This window comes from Luteimonas vadosa (genome assembly GCF_039543545.1).
In the GTDB taxonomy this organism is placed as follows: Bacteria; Pseudomonadota; Gammaproteobacteria; order Xanthomonadales; family Xanthomonadaceae; genus Luteimonas; species Luteimonas vadosa.
Window position 1 is genome coordinate 1 of record NZ_BAABJY010000008.1, and the last position, 16,552, is coordinate 16,552.

Genomic DNA, 16,552 nt, shown 5'->3' on the forward strand with positions numbered 1-16,552 from the left:
GCCACCGAACTTCTCCGCGCCGATCTTCGTCAGCGCCGCCGTCAGCGTCGTCTTGCCGTGATCCACGTGACCGATCGTTCCCACGTTCACGTGGGGCTTGGTGCGCTCGAATTTTCCCTTGGCCATGATTGGATTCCCGTTGCGTTGAATTGGATTGCGAAGATCGGATCCCGATCCGATGCGACCGGTACGGCGCCAGTTGCGCCGAAACCGGGCGTTGGTCAGTTCTTCTTGGTGACCTCGTCGGCGATGTTCGCCGGCGCTTCCGCGTAATGGTCGAATTCCATGGTGAACGTCGCGCGGCCCTGCGACATCGAACGCAGGCTGGTCGCATAACCGAACATCTCGCCCAGCGGCAGCATCGCGTTGATCGCCTTGCCCGACGGCGTGTCGTCCTGGCCCTGCAGGATGCCGCGGCGACGGCTGACGTCGCCCATCACGTCACCGAGGTAATCCTCCGGGGTGATGATCTCGACCTTCATGATCGGTTCGAGCAACACCGGGCTGGCCTTGGCGAATCCTTCCTTGAAGCCCATCGAGCCGGCGATCTTGAACGCCATTTCGGACGAGTCGACCTCGTGGTACGAGCCGTCGACCAGCCGCACCTTGACGTCGACGATCGGATAGCCGGCCAGCAGGCCGCTTGCCACGGTCTCCTGGATGCCCTTGTCGACCGCAGGGATGTACTCCTTCGGCACCACGCCACCGACGACGGCGTTCTCGAACACATAGCCGCCGCCCTGCTCGTTCGGCTCGATTTCGAGCCAGACATGGCCGAACTGGCCCTTGCCGCCGGACTGGCGCACGAACTTGCCCTCGGCGCGCACGGCCTTGCGGATGGTTTCGCGGTAGGCCACCTGCGGCTTGCCGACGTTGGCCTCGACGTTGAACTCGCGCTTCATGCGATCGACCAGGATGTCCAGGTGCAACTCGCCCATGCCGGCGATGATGGTCTGGCCGGATTCCTCGTCCGTGCGCACGCGGAAGGAAGGATCCTCCTGCGCCAGCCGGCCGAGCGCCAGGCCCATCTTCTCCTGGTCGGACTTGGTCTTGGGCTCGACCGCCATCGAGATGACGGGCTCGGGGAACACCATGCGCTCCAGGGTGATGACGTGGTCCTGCGCGCACAGGGTGTCGCCCGTGGTCACGTCCTTCAGGCCGACCGCGGCGGCGATGTCGCCGGCCAGCACTTCCTTGATCTCGTCGCGGTTGTTGGAGTGCATCTGCAGGATGCGGCCGACGCGCTCCTTCTTCGACTTGACCGGGTTGTAGACCTGGTCGCCGGAACGCAACACGCCCGAATACACCCGGAAGAAGGTCAGCGAGCCGACGAACGGATCGGTCATGATCTTGAACGCAAGCGCCGAGAACGGCTCGGAGTCCGACGCCTTGCGAGTGTCGGTCTGCTCGTTCTCGTCGATGCCCTGCACCGGCGGACGGTCGGCCGGCGACGGCAGCAACTGGATCACGCCGTCGAGCATCGCCTGGACGCCCTTGTTCTTGAACGCGCTGCCGCAGAACACGGGGATGATCTCGACGTTCAAGGTCCGCTCGCGCAGGCCGCCGATGATCTCTTCCTCGGAGAGCTCGCCGCCCTCGAGGTACTTGTCCATCAACCCTTCGTTGGCCTCGGCCGCGGCTTCGATCATGAAGCTGCGGGCCTCGTTCGCCTTGTCCTGCAGCTCGGCCGGGATGTCGCGGTATTCGAAGATCGTGCCCTGCGACGCGACGTCCCAATGGATCGCCTTCATCTTGAGCAGGTCGACCACGCCCTCGAACCCGTCCTCGGCGCCGATCGGCACCTGCATCGGGACCGGGTACGCGCCCAGGCGCGACTTGAGCTGGGCGACGACCTTGTCGAAGTTGGCGCCCGTACGGTCCATCTTGTTGACGAAGGCGAGCCGCGGCACGGAGTACTTGTTGGCCTGGCGCCAGACCGTCTCGGACTGCGGCTGCACGCCGCCCACGGCGCACAGGACGAAGACCGCGCCGTCAAGCACGCGCAGGGAGCGCTCGACCTCGATGGTGAAGTCGACGTGCCCGGGGGTGTCGATGATGTTGAAGCGGTGCTGCGGCAGGGACTTGTCCATCCCGGTCCAGAACGCCGTGGTGGCGGCGGACGTGATGGTGATGCCGCGCTCCTGCTCCTGCTCCATCCAGTCCATCACCGCGGCGCCATCGTGCACCTCGCCGATCTTGTGGCTGACACCGGTGTAGAAAAGGATGCGCTCGGACGTGGTGGTCTTTCCGGCATCGATGTGGGCCATGATGCCGAAGTTGCGGTAGCGGTCGATGGGTGTTGTACGGGCCACGGTTTGCCTCGGATGCTGTATTGATCGGTTTGCGCATGGGTGCGCAGGGCCGCGGCAGGTGCCGCGCATGCCGGGCGCGCCTCCCGGCGTGCCACGGCGACTTGGTTTTCGTTGCCGCAGGCGCTAGCGCCTGGAGCCGTCTTGCGCCGTTGCTGGCCTGCCGCCGCTTGCCGGCGGCCAGGGGACCGGCACGCCCGGGCGCACGCATGTGCGCCTACGGGGCTGTCGGTCTTACCAGCGGTAGTGCGCGAAGGCCTTGTTGGCTTCCGCCATGCGATGGGTTTCCTCGCGCTTCTTGATCGCGCCGCCGCGGCTTTCCGAGGCATCGATCAGTTCCGCGGCCAGCTTGCGCGGCATGGAGTTCTCCCCGCGCTTGCGCGCCGAGTCGATCAACCAGCGCATTGCCAGCGCCATGCGGCGCGACTGGCGCACCTCGACCGGGACCTGGTAGGTGGCGCCACCGACGCGGCGCGACTTGACCTCGACGGCGGGGGAGATGTTCGCCAGCGCCTTCTCGACGACTTCGAGCGGATTCGGGTTCTTCTCCCCGATCACGTCCATCGCGCCGTAGACGATCTTCTCGGCGACCGACTTCTTGCCGCTGTACATCACCATGTTGATGAAGCGGGCGATGGTTTCGCTGCCGTGCTTGGGATCGGGCAGGACGGAGCGCTGTGGGGCGGAACCTTTGCGTGACATTGTTGTTTACCGGTTCATGGGCGGACCCGGGTCCGCCGTGTTGCAGATTGATAGGTTCGATGCAGCGGGCTGGCGCCCGCCGGGATCACGACTTCGGACGCTTGGTGCCGTACTTGGAGCGGCTCTGCTTGCGCTTGGCCACGCCGGAGGCGTCCAGCGAACCGCGCACCGTGTGGTAACGCACGCCGGGCAGGTCCTTGACGCGGCCGCCGCGGATCAGCACCACCGAGTGCTCCTGGAGGTTATGGCCCTCGCCACCGATGTAGGAGATCACCTCGTAGCCGTTGGTCAGGCGAACCTTGGCGACCTTGCGCAGGGCGGAGTTCGGCTTCTTCGGCGTGGTGGTGTACACGCGGGTGCAGACGCCGCGACGCTGCGGGCAATTCTCCAGCGCGGGCGAGGTGCTCTTGTAGGTTTCGGGGCTGCGCGGCTTCCGCACCAGCTGGTTGATCGTTGCCATCGTTGTCGGTTTCTTTGGTTTGTCGTAGCGGCGAAGTCGTATCGGTTCCGGCGCAAGGGGGGCACCCGTGCGCGAAAACGAAGGCAGGCGGAGTGACCCGGCCTGCCAAGACGGAAAAGTATAGCTGGCGCGGACGCCAAGCGTCAACGCAAGCTACCCCGGGGCCCGGGGGCGCGACCTGCGCTTCCCGGGCCCGGAACTGGGTCTCCCGCCCATCCTGGGCCGAACACGAGGCGCGTCCCTGGCGCCTCATTTCGTGATCTGGGACGGTCCCGCGGGACCGTCGCTGACTGTTCTATCAGGTGTCGCTGGAAGCCTCGTCCGACGGCGCCTCGATCATGTCGGACACCTCCGGTGCGGCCTCGACCTCCTCGGTCATGCCGCCCGAAAGGGCTTCCATCTCGGAGTCGGTCAGGCCGGAGGCGTTCTTGCGCCGCTCGTTGTGGTACGCCAGGCCCGTGCCGGCCGGGATCAGCCGCCCGACGATGACGTTTTCCTTGAGCCCGCGCAGGCCGTCACGGGTGCCGCGAACGGCAGCCTCGGTCAGGACCCGGGTGGTCTCCTGGAAGGAGGCCGCCGAGATGAACGACTCGGTCGCCAGGGAGGCCTTGGTGATCCCGAGCAGCACCGGCTCGTAGGTCGCGGGCAGGTCGCCCTTGGCCTCCAGCGCGACGTTGTCCTCGAGCACGCGCTGCCGCTCGGCCTGCTCGCCGTGCATGAACTTGCTGTCGCCCTGCTCCGTGATCTCGACCTTGCGCAGCATCTGGCGAATGATCACCTCGATGTGCTTGTCGTTGATCTTCACGCCCTGGAGCCGGTAGACGTCCTGGATTTCCTTGGTGAGGTACGACGCCAGCTCCTCGACGCCCTTCAGGCGCAGGATGTCCTGCGGGCTGGGCTCGCCGTCCACGACGGTCTCGCCCTTCTCCACGTGCTCGCCCTCGAACACGATGATCTGGCGGTACTTGGGGATCAGCTCCTCGTGGTCCTCGCCGTCGGCGCCCTTGATGATCAGGCGCTGCTTGCCCTTGGTGTCCTTGCCGAAGCTGACCACGCCGGAGCGCTCGGCCAGGATCGCCGGATCCTTGGGCTTGCGGGCCTCGAACAGGTCCGCCACGCGCGGCAGGCCGCCGGTGATGTCGCGGGTCTTGGACGCTTCCTGCGGGATCTTGGCAACCACGTCGCCCACGCCCACCTGGGCGCCATCCTGCAGGTTGACGATCGACTTGGGCGGCAGCAGGTACTGCGCCGGCAGGTCGGTGCCCGGGATGTCCAGGTCCTTCCCGGTCTTGGCATCGACGATGCGGATGATCGGGCGCATGTCCTTGCCCTGGGTTCCGCGACGCTTGGGATCGGTGATCTCGCTGGACGCCAGGCCGGTCAGCTCGTCGGTCTTCTCGATGACGGTGACGCCCTCGACGAAATCGACGAAGCGGACCACGCCCTTGACCTCCGACACGATCGGGTGGTTATGGGGATCCCAGGTGGCGACCGTCGCGCCCGACTTGACCGCGGCACCGTCCTTGACGTTGATCGTGGCGCCATAGGGCAGCTTGTAGCGCTCGCGCTCGCGGCCGTGGGTGTCGAGCACCGACAGCTCGCCCGAGCGCGACACCGCGACCAGGTGGCCGTTGGCGTGCTGCACCGACTTGATGTTGTTGAACTTGACCGAGCCGGTGGTCTTGACCGTGACGTTGTCGATGGCGGCGGCACGCGATGCCGCGCCACCGATGTGGAACGTACGCATGGTCAGCTGCGTGCCGGGCTCGCCGATCGACTGCGCGGCGACGACGCCGACCGCCTCGCCGTGGTTCACGAGGTGGCCGCGGCCGAGGTCGCGCCCGTAGCACATGGCGCACACGCCGAAGGACGACTCACAGGTGATGGTGGAACGCACCTGGATCGCCTGGACGCCGGCTTCCTCCAGCTTGGACACCCACGCCTCGTCGAGCAGGGTGTTGCGGGTGACGATCGGATCCTCGTCGTCGCCAGGCAGGAACACGTCCTCGGCCACGATCCGGCCGAGCACGCGGTCGCGCAGCGGCTCGACCACGTCGCCGCCCTCGACGATCGGGGTCATGGCCAGGCTCTGGGTGGTGCCGCAATCGGTCTCGGTGATCACCACGTCCTGGGCCACGTCGACCAGGCGACGCGTCAGGTAACCCGAGTTGGCGGTCTTCAGCGCCGTATCCGCGAGGCCCTTTCGTGCGCCGTGGGTCGAGATGAAGTACTGCAGGACGTTGAGGCCCTCGCGGAAGTTCGCGGTGATCGGCGTCTCGATGATCGAGCCGTCCGGCTTGGCCATCAGGCCGCGCATGCCCGCCAGCTGGCGGATCTGCGCCTGTGAACCACGCGCGCCGGAATCAGCCATGATGTAAACCGAGTTCATCGACTTCTGCTTGACCTGCTCGCCCTTGGCGTTGGTCACGGTCTCGGTGCCGATCGCGTCCATCATCGCCTTGGCGACGCGCTCGTTGGTGCGCGACCAGATGTCGACGACCTTGTTGTAGCGCTCGCCGGCGGTGACCAGGCCCGACTGGTACTGCTGCTGGATCTCCAGCACCTCGGTCTCGGCCTCGGCGAGGATGCCCTTCTTCTCGCCGGGGATGATCATGTCGTCGATGCCGATCGACACGCCGGCACGGGTGGCGTTGGCGAAGCCCGTGTACATCAGCTGGTCGGCGAACACCACGGTGTCCTTCAGGCCCAGCAGGCGGTAGCACGAGTTGATCAGGCGGCTGATGTTCTTCTTGGTCAGCTCGACGTTGGCCAGGGCGAACGGCAGCCCCTCGGGCAGGATCTCGGCCAGCAGCGCGCGGCCGACGGTGGTGTCGACCACCGACGTGCGCTGCTCGCGCGACCCGTCCTCGCCGACCTCGGTCTCGGTGATGCGCACCTTGACCTTGGCGTGGATGCTGACGACCTTGTGGTCGTAGGCGCGCTTGACCTCGGCCACGTTGGCGAAGGCCATGCCCTCGCCCGGCTGGTTCTCCAGCGCGCGGGTCATGTAGTACAGGCCGAGCACCACGTCCTGCGACGGCACGATGATCGGCTCGCCGTTGGCCGGCGACAGGATGTTGTTGGACGACATCATCAGCGCGCGCGCCTCAAGCTGGGCTTCCAGCGAGAGGGGCACGTGCACGGCCATCTGGTCGCCGTCGAAGTCGGCGTTGAACGCGGTGCAGACCAGCGGATGCAGCTGGATGGCCTTGCCTTCGATCAGCACCGGCTCGAACGCCTGGATGCCGAGGCGATGCAGGGTCGGGGCGCGGTTGAGCATCACCGGGTGTTCGCGGATCACCTCTTCCAGGATGTCCCAGACCTCGGCTTCCTCGCGCTCGACCAGCTTCTTGGCCGCCTTGATGGTGGTGGCCAGGCCGCGGCGCTGCAGCTTGGCGAAGATGAAGGGCTTGAACAGCTCAAGCGCCATCTTCTTCGGCAGGCCGCACTCGTGCAGGCGCAAGGTCGGGCCGACCACGATGACCGAACGGCCGGAGTAGTCGACGCGCTTGCCGAGCAGGTTCTGGCGGAACCGGCCCTGCTTGCCCTTGATCATGTCGGCCAGCGACTTGAGCGCGCGCTTGTTGGTGCCGGTGATGGCGCGGCCGCGGCGGCCGTTGTCCATCAGTGCGTCGACGGACTCCTGCAGCATGCGCTTCTCGTTGCGCACGATGATCTCGGGCGCATTGAGTTCCAGCAGGCGGCGCAGGCGGTTGTTGCGGTTGATGACGCGGCGGTACAGGTCGTTGAGGTCGGAGGTCGCGAAGCGGCCACCGTCCAGCGGCACCAGCGGACGCAGGTCCGGCGGCAGCACCGGCAGCACGGTCATGACCATCCACTCGGGACGGTTGCCGGACTCCAGGAAGGCCTCGACCAGCTTGATGCGCTTGGTGAAGCGCTTGAGCTTGGTCTCCGAACCCGTGGCGGCGATCTCTTCCTTCAGCTGCACCAGCTGCGCCTGCAGGTCGATCGTGCGCAGCAGGTCGTAGACGGCCTCGGCGCCCATCGCGGCGTCGAAGTCGTCCCCGTGCTCCTGGCGCATCTGCATGTACTGCTCTTCGTTGAGCAGCTGACCCCGCTCGAGCGGGGTCAGGCCCGGCTCGGTGACCACGAAGGCCTCGAAGTACAGGATGCGCTCGATGTCGCGCAGGGTCATGTCCAGCATCAGGCCGATGCGCGAGGGCAGCGACTTGAGGAACCAGATGTGCGCGGTCGGGCTGGCCAGGTCGATGTGGCCCATGCGCTCGCGCCGCACCTTGGCCAGGGTGACCTCGGTGCCGCACTTCTCGCACACCACGCCACGGTGCTTCATGCGCTTGTACTTGCCGCACAGGCACTCGTAGTCCTTCACCGGCCCGAAGATCGCGGCGCAGAACAGGCCATCGCGCTCGGGCTTGAAGGTGCGGTAGTTGATCGTCTCGGGCTTCTTGACCTCGCCGAACGACCACGAACGGATCATGTCGGGCGAGGCTAGCGCGATCTTGATCGCGTCGAAGTCGAGCGCCGGGCGCTGCTGGTTGAACAGGTTCAGTAGGTCTTTCATGTGTATCTCCGGGAATGGGGAGGCTTGATTCGGGTGGATTCAGTGCGTTCTCGCACTCCCTCCTCAGTTCTCCTCCAGCTCCATGTTGATCGCCAGCGAGCGGATTTCCTTGACCAGCACGTTGAAGGACTCCGGCATGCCGGCCACCATCTCGTGCTCTCCGTCGACGATGTTCTTGTACATCTGGTTTCGGCCCTGCACGTCGTCGGACTTCACCGTCAGCATTTCCTGCAGCGTGTAGGCCGCGCCGTAGGCTTCCAGCGCCCAGACTTCCATCTCGCCGAAGCGCTGGCCGCCGAACTGGGCCTTGCCGCCGAGCGGCTGCTGGGTGACCAGCGAGTACGGACCCGTGGAACGCGCGTGCATCTTGTCGTCGACCAGGTGGTTGAGCTTGAGCATGTGCATGTAGCCCACCGTCACCGGGCGCTCGAAGGCTTCGCCGGTGCGGCCGTCGTACAGCTGGGTCTGGCCGTTTTGCGGCAGGTCCGCGAGCTCAAGCATCTTCTTGATCTCGGACTCGGCCGCACCGTCGAACACGGGCGTCGCCATCGGCACGCCGGCGGTGAGGTTCTGCGCCAGCGTCATCAGCTCCGCGTCGGAGAACTGCTTCAGGTCGACGCGCTGGCCCTGCAGCTTCTCGTCGTGGTTGTAGATCTCGTCGAGGAAGCCGCGCAGGTCCGCGATCTTCGCCTGCGCATCGAGCATGCGCTGGATCTTCTGGCCCAGCCCCTTCGCCGCCCACCCGAGGTGGACCTCGAGGATCTGGCCGATGTTCATGCGCGACGGCACGCCCAGCGGGTTCAGCACGATGTCGACGGTCTCGCCGTCGGCCATGTGCGGCATGTCCTCGACCGGGACGATGGTCGAGACGACGCCCTTGTTGCCGTGGCGGCCGGCCATCTTGTCGCCCGGCTGGATGCGGCGCTTCACGGCCAGGTACACCTTGACCATCTTCAGCACGCCGGGGGCGAGGTCGTCGCCCTGGGTGATCTTGCCGCGCTTGTCGGCGAAGCGCTTCTCGAATTCCTTCTGGTGCGCCTCGATCTGCTTCTGCGCGCGCTCGATGGCTTCCGACGCGTCCTCGTCCTTCATCCGCAGCGAGAACCAGTCGGACTTCTTCAGGCCGTCGAGCACCAGGCTGGTGACCGTCTCGCCCTTCTTGACGCCCGGGCCGCCGCTGGCGGTCTTGCCCAGCAGCTGCCCGCGCAGGCGATCGTAGATCGCCGCCTCGAGGATGCGGAACTGGTCGTCGAAGTCCTTCTTGACCCGCTTGACCTCGTTCTCCTCGATCTGCCGGGCGCGCTTGTCCTTCTCGATGCCGTCGCGGGTGAAGACCTGCACGTCGATGACCGTGCCGTCCATTCCGGGCGGAACGCGCAGCGAGCTGTCCTTCACGTCGGACGCCTTCTCGCCGAAGATCGCCCGCAGCAGCTTCTCCTCCGGGGTCAGCTGGGACTCGCCCTTGGGCGTGACCTTGCCGACCAGGATGTCGCCGGCCCGCACCTCGGCGCCGATGTAGACCACGCCGGACTCATCGAGGCGGTTGAGCGCCTGCTCCGAGACGTTCGGGATGTCGGCGGAGATTTCTTCCGGGCCGAGCTTTGTGTCGCGGGCGACCGCGGTCAGCTCCTCGATGTGGATCGTCGTGTAGCGATCCTCCTTCACCACCCGCTCGGACAGCAGGATGGAGTCCTCGAAGTTGTAGCCGTTCCACGGCATGAACGCGACCAGCATGTTCTGGCCCAGGGCCAGTTCGCCGATGTCGGTGGAGGGACCGTCGGCCAGCACGTCACCGCGCGCGACCACGTCGCCCACGTTGACCAGTGGCGTCTGGTTGATGCAGGTGTTCTGGTTGGAGCGCGTGTACTTGATCAGGTTGTAGATGTCGACGCCCGCGTCGACCTCGCCCTCGATCTCGCCCTCGTTCACCTTGACCACGATGCGACCGGCATCGATCTGCTCGATGACGCCGCCGCGGCGGGCGTTCACGGTCACGCCCGAGTCGCGCGCGACCGCGCGCTCGATGCCCGTGCCGACCAGCGGCTTCTCGCTGCGCAGCGTCGGCACCGCCTGGCGCTGCATGTTGGCGCCCATCAGCGCGCGGTTGGCGTCGTCGTGCTCCAGGAACGGGACCAGCGCCGCCGCGACCGACACGGTCTGCATCGGCGACACGTCCATGTAGTCCACCTCGGCGGGCGGCTTGAGCAGCGACTCGCCGGCATGCCGGCAAGCCACGAACTGGGCGGTCAGGCGGCCCTTCTCGTCCTGCTCGGCGTTGGCCTGGGCGATGACGAACTCGTTCTCCTCGATCGCCGACAGGAACTCGATCTCGTCGGTGACCTTGCCGTCGACGACCTTGCGGTAGGGCGTCTCGAGGAAGCCATAGCGGTTGGTGCGCGCGAACACGGCGAGCGAGTTGATCAGGCCGATGTTCGGGCCTTCGGGCGTCTCGATGGTGCAGACGCGGCCGTAATGCGTCGGGTGCACGTCGCGGACCTCGAAGCCTGCACGCTCGCGCGTGAGGCCGCCGGGCCCAAGCGCGGACACGCGGCGCTTGTGGGTGACCTCGGACAGCGGGTTGTTCTGGTCCATGAACTGCGACAGCTGCGAGGAGCCGAAGAACTCCTTGACCGCGGCCGCCACCGGCTTGGCGTTGATCAGCTCCTGCGGGGTCAGGCCATCGGCCTCGGCCATGGTCAGGCGCTCGCGCACGGCGCGCTCCACGCGGACCAGGCCGACGCGGAACACGTTCTCGGCCATTTCGCCGACCGAGCGCACGCGACGGTTGCCGAGGTGGTCGATGTCGTCGACGGTGCCGCGGCCGTTGCGGATCTCGGTGAGGACCTTGATCACCTCGAGGATGTCGGAGGTCTCGCCATTCTCGGCGACCAGCCTCTGCGCTTCCTCGTCCTTGCGCTCGCTGAAGTAGCGGTGGTCGTAAAGCACCGACGCGCCCTCGGTTTCCTTGCGGCCCAGGCGGCGGTTGAACTTCATCCGGCCGACGCCCGACAGGTCGTAGCGCTCGAAGGTGAAGAACAGGTTGTGGAACAGGTTCTGCGCGGCGTCCTTGGTGGGCGGCTCGCCCGGACGCATCATGCGGTAGATCTCGACGAGCGCCTCGAGCTGGGTCGTGGTGCTGTCGATGCGCAGGGTGTTGGACAGGTAGGCACCGCGATCCAGGTCGTTGACCCAGATGGTGCCCACCGCCTCGATGCCCGCCTTGCGCAGGGCCTCGAGCATCTCCTCGGTGATCTCGTCGTTGGCGGAGGCGATGAGCTCGCCGGTCGTCGCGTCGACGACGTCATGGGACAGGATCCGCCCCACCAGGTAGGTGTCGGGCACGGCGAGCGCGGCGATGCCGGACTCCTCGAGCTGCCGGACGTGGCGCGCGGTGATGCGCTTGCCCGCCTCGACGATGACCTCGTCGCCGTCGGCGAGGTCGAAGTCGAGCGTTTCGCCGCGCAGGCGCTCGGGGACGAGCACCAGCTGCACGCCTTCCTTGGGATCGATGTGGAAGGTGTTGATCTCGAAGAACTCGTTCAACATCTCCTCGTTGTTGTAGCCCAGCGCGCGCAGCAGGATCGACACCGGCAACTTGCGGCGGCGGTCGATTCGCGTGAACAGCGCGTCCTTGGGGTCGAACTCGAAGTCCAGCCAGGAGCCGCGGTAGGGAATGACCCGCGCCGAGTACAGCAGCTTGCCCGAGCTGTGCGTCTTGCCGCGGTCGTGGTCGAAGAACACGCCCGGCGAGCGATGCAGCTGGGAGACGATGACCCGCTCGGTGCCATTGACGATGAAGGTGCCGTTCTCGGTCATGAGCGGGATCTCGCCCATGTAGACCTCCTGCTCCTTCACGTACTTGATCGCCTTGCTGGACGACTCGCGGTCGTAGATCACCAGGCGCACGGTCACGCGCAGGGGGGCGCCGTAGCTGAGGCCGCGGTTGCGGCACTCGCGCTCGTCGAACACGGGATCGCCCAGCTTGTAGCCGACGTACTCCAGTGCCGCGTAGCCGTTGTAGCTCACGATCGGGAACACCGACTTCAGCGCGGCGTGCAGGCCGCGCTCCTCGCGCTTGGCCGGATCAACGTCCGCCTGCAGGAACTCGCGGTAGGAATCGACCTGGATGGCGAGCAGGAACGGCACCTCGAGGATGGAACGGCGCTTGCCGAAGTCCTTGCGGATGCGCTTCTTCTCGGTGAACGAGTAGTCTGACTGCTGCGGGGATGTCGTCATGGGGTGTGACCGCCTCTGGCATCTGTGGGTCGCGCGTCCGCGGCCCGGGGGAACATTCTTTTCAGAACGAATGAAGAATCGTCAGTGGGAAGTCGCTGGTATTGCCGGCACCAGCACGCCCTCTCCCGCTACTTCCAACTACCGACTCTCGATGTCTGCGCGTGGTCCGCGCCTTTCTCTGCAACGACCGAAGGCCAGGGGCTTTCGCCCCCGGCCTCGGTGTGCCGCCTATGCAATCCGGCGACGAATGGCGATTACTTGAGTTCCGCGGTCGCGCCTGCGGCCTCGATGTCCTTCTTGAGCTTCTCGGCTTCTTCCTTGGACACGCCTTCCTTGATGGTCTGCGGCGCGCCTTCGACCAGGTCCTTGGCTTCCTTCAGGCCCAGGCCGGTGATGGCGCGGACAACCTTGATCGCCTCGACCTTCTTCTCGCCCGCGGACTTGAGGATGACGGTGAACTCGGTCTGCTCTTCGGCAGGGGCCGCTGCGGCGGCCGGACCGGCGGCAGCTGCGACCGGGGCGGCGGCGGAAACGCCGAACTTCTCTTCCATCGCCTTGACCAGCTCCATCACCTCGACGAGGGTCTTGCTGCTGATCGCTTCGATGATTTCTTCATTGGAAAGGGACATTGTGATTACCTCTGTTATCTAAGATTGGAAACGACTTGTGGATTGGGATCTCGTGTACCGAACCGATCGCCTCAGGCGGCCTTCTGCTGTCCGACCGCGTTGGTGACGCGGGCGACCTGCGAGGCCGGCTCGGCCAGCAAGCGCACCAGCATGGTGGCGGGCTGGACCATGACGCTGAGCAGCATCGACAACGCCTGGTCGCGGGTCGGCAGCGACGCCAGGACATCCACGTGGGAGCCCGGGTACATCTGTCCGCCCAACGACACCAGTCGCGGCTTCAGCTTGTCGTTCGCTTTCGCGAAGTCCTTGATCAGGCGTCCGGCGGCACCCGGGTCTTCCTGCGAGAAGGCGTACAGCAGGGGTCCGGTCAGCTCGTCCTTGATGACGGCGTAATCGGTGTCCTCCACTGCGCGCGAGACCAGCGAGTTCTTGGCTACCTTCAAGAACACGTTGTCCGTGCGCGCCTTCTTGCGCAGGTCGGTCAACTGGGCGACCGTCAGGCCCGCGTACTCCGCGGCGACCAGCGAGTGCGCCTTGGCGGCGACCTCGGCCAGTTCGGCAACGACTTCCTTCTTTTGGGTCAAATTCAGAGCCATTGCATTACCTCGATTCGTTTTCAGGCGATGGTCTGCCTGGAAACTTCTTCAACGCCATCCCGGTTCCGAACCAGGATGGAACTCGGCGACATCGATCCTTCGATGCCGGGGCATCTCGCGATGCCCGTTGCGGTGGCCGTTTCCAATCACATCCAGACGAATGCTGTGGAGGGGCGGCGACCATCTACGCAGGCCCTTGCGGCTTAAGCGGTTGCCTCGGATCCGGCGGCGACTCCATTGCCAAGCGAGCGTCCCTGCCCGTCGCCGAACCTTCGATTTCCCGCGCCTGCGGTCTTTGACGGCGTTCGCGCGGGGCCGGAAGCCCGTTGCGATGCCCTCAAAACTCTTGCTCCCCCTCCCGCTCGCGGGAAAGGGTCGGGATGCGGGGCGTGGCGGCCAGCCTGTTCGCTGCGCCGGTGCCCCTCACCCTGCCCGGCCCCCGCAAGCGGGAGGCGGGTCGGTCACGTCACTTGAGCGACAGCGAAGACTGGTCCACGGCGACGCCGGGGCCCATGGTCGAGCTGAGCGACACTTTCTGCAGGTAGGTTCCCTTGGCGGTCGCCGGCTTGGCCTTGACCAGGTCGGCGAGCAGCGCCTGCAGGTTGTCCTTGAGCTTGGCGTCGTCGAAGTCGGCCTTGCCGATGGTGCAGTGGATGATGCCGGCCTTGTCGGTGCGGTAACGCACCTGGCCGCCCTTGGCGTTCTTCACCGCTTCGCCCGGGTTGGGCGACACGGTGCCGACCTTGGGGTTGGGCATCAGGCCACGCGGCCCGAGCAGGGTGCCGAGCTTGCCGACCACGCGCATCGCGTCCGGCGTGGCGATCACCACGTCGTAGTTGAGGTCGCCGCCCTGCATCTTCTCGGCCAGGTCGTCCATGCCCACGGCATCGGCACCGGCGGCCAGGGCCTCGTCGGCCTTGGCCCCGGCGGGCGCGAACACCGCCACGCGCACGCTCTTGCCAGTGCCACCGGGCAGCACGGTCGAACCGCGCACCTGCTGGTCGGACTTCTTGGCATCGACGCCGAGGCGCACGGCCACGTCGACGGCTTCGACGAACTTGGCCTTGCTGTTGTCCTTGATGATCTTCAGCGCTTCGTCGATCGGGTAGGTCTTGCCCGGGACGACCGCTGCCTGGATGTTCTTCTGTCGCTTGGTCATGCCCATGGCCTCAGCCCTCCACCGTCAGGCCCATCGACCGGGCGGAGCCCGCGATGGTGCGTACCGCCGCGTCCAGGTCGGCCGCGGTCAGGTCGGGTTCCTTCGCCTTCGCGATCTCCTCCAGCTGCTGGCGCGTGACCTTGCCCACCTTCTCGGTGTTGGGACGCGCCGAACCGGACTGGATGCCGACCGCCTTCTTCAGCAGGATCGACGCAGGCGGCGTCTTGGTGATGAAGGTGAAGGTGCGGTCCGAGTACGCCGTGATCACGGTCGGGATCGGCAGGCCCGGCTCCAGCTTCTGCGTGGCCGCGTTGAAGGCCTTGCAGAATTCCATGATGTTCAGGCCGCGCTGGCCCAGTGCAGGGCCGACCGGCGGCGCAGGGTTCGCCTGGCCCGCCTTGACCTGCAGCTTGATGTAACCGATGACTTTCTTTGCCATTGCTCAGTACTCCTGCGAGTGCGAACGCCTGCACGCCATCGGCTGCGGGGCTCCTCGCGTTGTCGGGCGGCGAACCACTCGCCGCCCCGGTTGGGTCAGGCCTTCTCGACCTGGCCGAATTCGAGCTCCACGGGCGTGGAGCGCCCGAAGATCAACACCGCCACGCGGACGCGGCTCTTTTCGTAATTGACTTCCTCGACCACGCCGTTGAAGTCGTTGAACGGGCCGTCGTTGACGCGGACCATCTGCCCCGGCTCGAACAGCACCTTGGGCTTCGGCTTCTCCACGCCCTCCTGCACGCGATCGAGGATCGCGGCGGCTTCGGCGTCGCTGATCGGCAACGGGCTCGCGGCGGTCCCGCCGATGAAGCCCATCACCTTCGGCGTCTCCTTCACCAGGTGCCAGCTCTCGCTGTCGATGCGCGGCACGCCGCCCTCGTCCTGCGTGGCGATCTGCACCAGCACGTACCCGGGGAAGAACTTGCGCTCGGAACGGCGCTTCTGGCCGGAGCGCATCTCCACCACTTCCTCGGTCGGCACCAGGACGTCGCCGAAGCGCTCCTGCATCTCGTTGCGCGCGATGCGATCGCGCAGCGCCTGCGCCACCGTCTTCTCGAAGCCGGAATAGGCGTGCACCACGTACCACCGCTTGGCGCCTTGTGCTTCCATCAAGAATTCAACTCCCTCAACGTCCGAGCAGCAGGCGGATCGCCCACTGGATGACCACGTCGAAACCGGCCAGGATCAGCGCGATGATGACCACGACGATCATCACCACCCAGGTGGTGCGCATCGCTTCCTGGCGCGTCGGCCAGACGACCTTGCGCAGCTCGAAGCGCGACTCGGCGAGGAACTCGCGGGTCTGCAACCCCTTGCCGCTGGTCAGGAACACCACGGTGCCCGCGGCCAGCCCCACCACGACGGCGAGCACGCGTGCGATCACCGGCCACTGGCCATCGAACCAGTAGAACGACGCCACGCCGCCCACGACCAGCAGCACCGCGATGGCGTACTTGACCATGTCGCCGGCGGCGACGCTGTCCTTGGATTGTTCGACTCTGCTGTTCATCGATCTCTTTTCAGGCATGCCAGGGGGCATGCGCATCTAGCGCTTGTTGCTTCGCGCCGCGAGTGGCACGCCAGGAGGGACTCGAACCCCCAACCTGCGGTTTTGGAGACCGCTGCTCTGCCAATTGAGCTACTGGCGTATTGGTTGTTCGTTGCTTCCTGACTTGCCTGTTTCTGAAACGGCAACGGCGGCTCTCGCCGCCCTGCCATCTGGAGCCGGACCCCGCGTGCGCAGGGGACGATTCGCCGGGTAGTGCGCGTGCGCAGGGCGCACGCGCACCGGCGCCTTACTTGGTGATCTTGGACACCACGCCGGCGCCGACCGTGCGGCCGCCCTCGCGGATCGCGAAGCGCAGGCCCTCGTCCATCGCCACCGGGTTGATCAGGCTCACCTTCATCTTCACGTTGTCGC

General features: G+C 66.1%; 13 protein-coding genes and 1 tRNA gene. All 14 read right to left on the minus strand.

Going from position 1 to position 16,552, the window contains the following annotated elements; genetic code table 11:
- On the minus strand, positions 1-126 hold a 126-nt coding region (locus ABD970_RS12355; RefSeq protein ID WP_345295823.1), incomplete at its 3' end, for a GTP-binding protein.
- A 95-nt stretch (positions 127-221) separates the two neighbouring features.
- On the minus strand, positions 222-2,312 hold the full coding sequence (fusA, locus tag ABD970_RS12360) for an elongation factor G (protein WP_345295834.1): 2,091 nt from the start codon (positions 2,310-2,312) through the stop codon (positions 222-224).
- A gap of 231 nt (positions 2,313-2,543) precedes the next feature.
- The gene (rpsG, locus tag ABD970_RS12365) at positions 2,544-3,011 is read right to left on the minus strand and encodes a 30S ribosomal protein S7 (protein WP_345295835.1); all 468 of its coding nucleotides are present in this window, start codon (positions 3,009-3,011) and stop codon (positions 2,544-2,546) included.
- An 85-nt stretch (positions 3,012-3,096) separates the two neighbouring features.
- Positions 3,097-3,471, minus strand: coding sequence for a 30S ribosomal protein S12 (gene rpsL / locus ABD970_RS12370; protein WP_345295836.1), 375 nt, complete (start codon positions 3,469-3,471; stop codon positions 3,097-3,099).
- Between the two features lie 298 nt (positions 3,472-3,769).
- A complete protein-coding gene (gene rpoC / locus ABD970_RS12375; protein ID WP_345295837.1) occupies positions 3,770-8,014 on the minus strand; it encodes a DNA-directed RNA polymerase subunit beta' in 4,245 nt (1,414 codons plus the stop codon).
- Positions 8,015-8,077: 63 nt separating this feature from the next.
- Positions 8,078-12,250, minus strand: a complete 4,173-nt coding sequence (gene rpoB / locus ABD970_RS12380) for a DNA-directed RNA polymerase subunit beta (protein ID WP_345295838.1) — start codon at positions 12,248-12,250, stop codon at positions 8,078-8,080.
- A gap of 254 nt (positions 12,251-12,504) precedes the next feature.
- Positions 12,505-12,879, minus strand: a complete 375-nt coding sequence (gene rplL, locus ABD970_RS12385) for a 50S ribosomal protein L7/L12 (RefSeq protein WP_345295839.1) — start codon at positions 12,877-12,879, stop codon at positions 12,505-12,507.
- Between the two features lie 71 nt (positions 12,880-12,950).
- A complete protein-coding gene (gene rplJ, locus ABD970_RS12390) occupies positions 12,951-13,475 on the minus strand; it encodes a 50S ribosomal protein L10 (protein ID WP_345295840.1) in 525 nt (174 codons plus the stop codon).
- 466 nt (positions 13,476-13,941) lie between these two features.
- Positions 13,942-14,640 (minus strand): 50S ribosomal protein L1, encoded by a 699-nt coding sequence (rplA, locus tag ABD970_RS12395; protein ID WP_345295841.1) that lies wholly within the window; start codon positions 14,638-14,640, stop codon positions 13,942-13,944.
- A 4-nt stretch (positions 14,641-14,644) separates the two neighbouring features.
- Positions 14,645-15,073, minus strand: a complete 429-nt coding sequence (rplK, locus tag ABD970_RS12400) for a 50S ribosomal protein L11 (RefSeq protein ID WP_345295842.1) — start codon at positions 15,071-15,073, stop codon at positions 14,645-14,647.
- Positions 15,074-15,168: 95 nt separating this feature from the next.
- Positions 15,169-15,741, minus strand: coding sequence for a transcription termination/antitermination protein NusG (gene nusG, locus ABD970_RS12405; RefSeq protein WP_345295843.1), 573 nt, complete (start codon positions 15,739-15,741; stop codon positions 15,169-15,171).
- A gap of 16 nt (positions 15,742-15,757) precedes the next feature.
- Positions 15,758-16,141 carry a preprotein translocase subunit SecE gene (gene secE, locus ABD970_RS12410; protein WP_345295844.1) on the minus strand — a complete coding sequence of 128 codons (384 nt, stop codon included), beginning with the start codon at positions 16,139-16,141 and terminating at the stop codon, positions 15,758-15,760.
- 63 nt (positions 16,142-16,204) lie between these two features.
- Positions 16,205-16,280: transfer RNA gene (locus tag ABD970_RS12415), tRNA-Trp, on the minus strand.
- A 147-nt stretch (positions 16,281-16,427) separates the two neighbouring features.
- Positions 16,428-16,552: EF-Tu C-terminal domain-related protein (locus ABD970_RS12420; protein ID WP_486346772.1), on the minus strand; the 125-nt coding region annotated here is incomplete at its 5' end.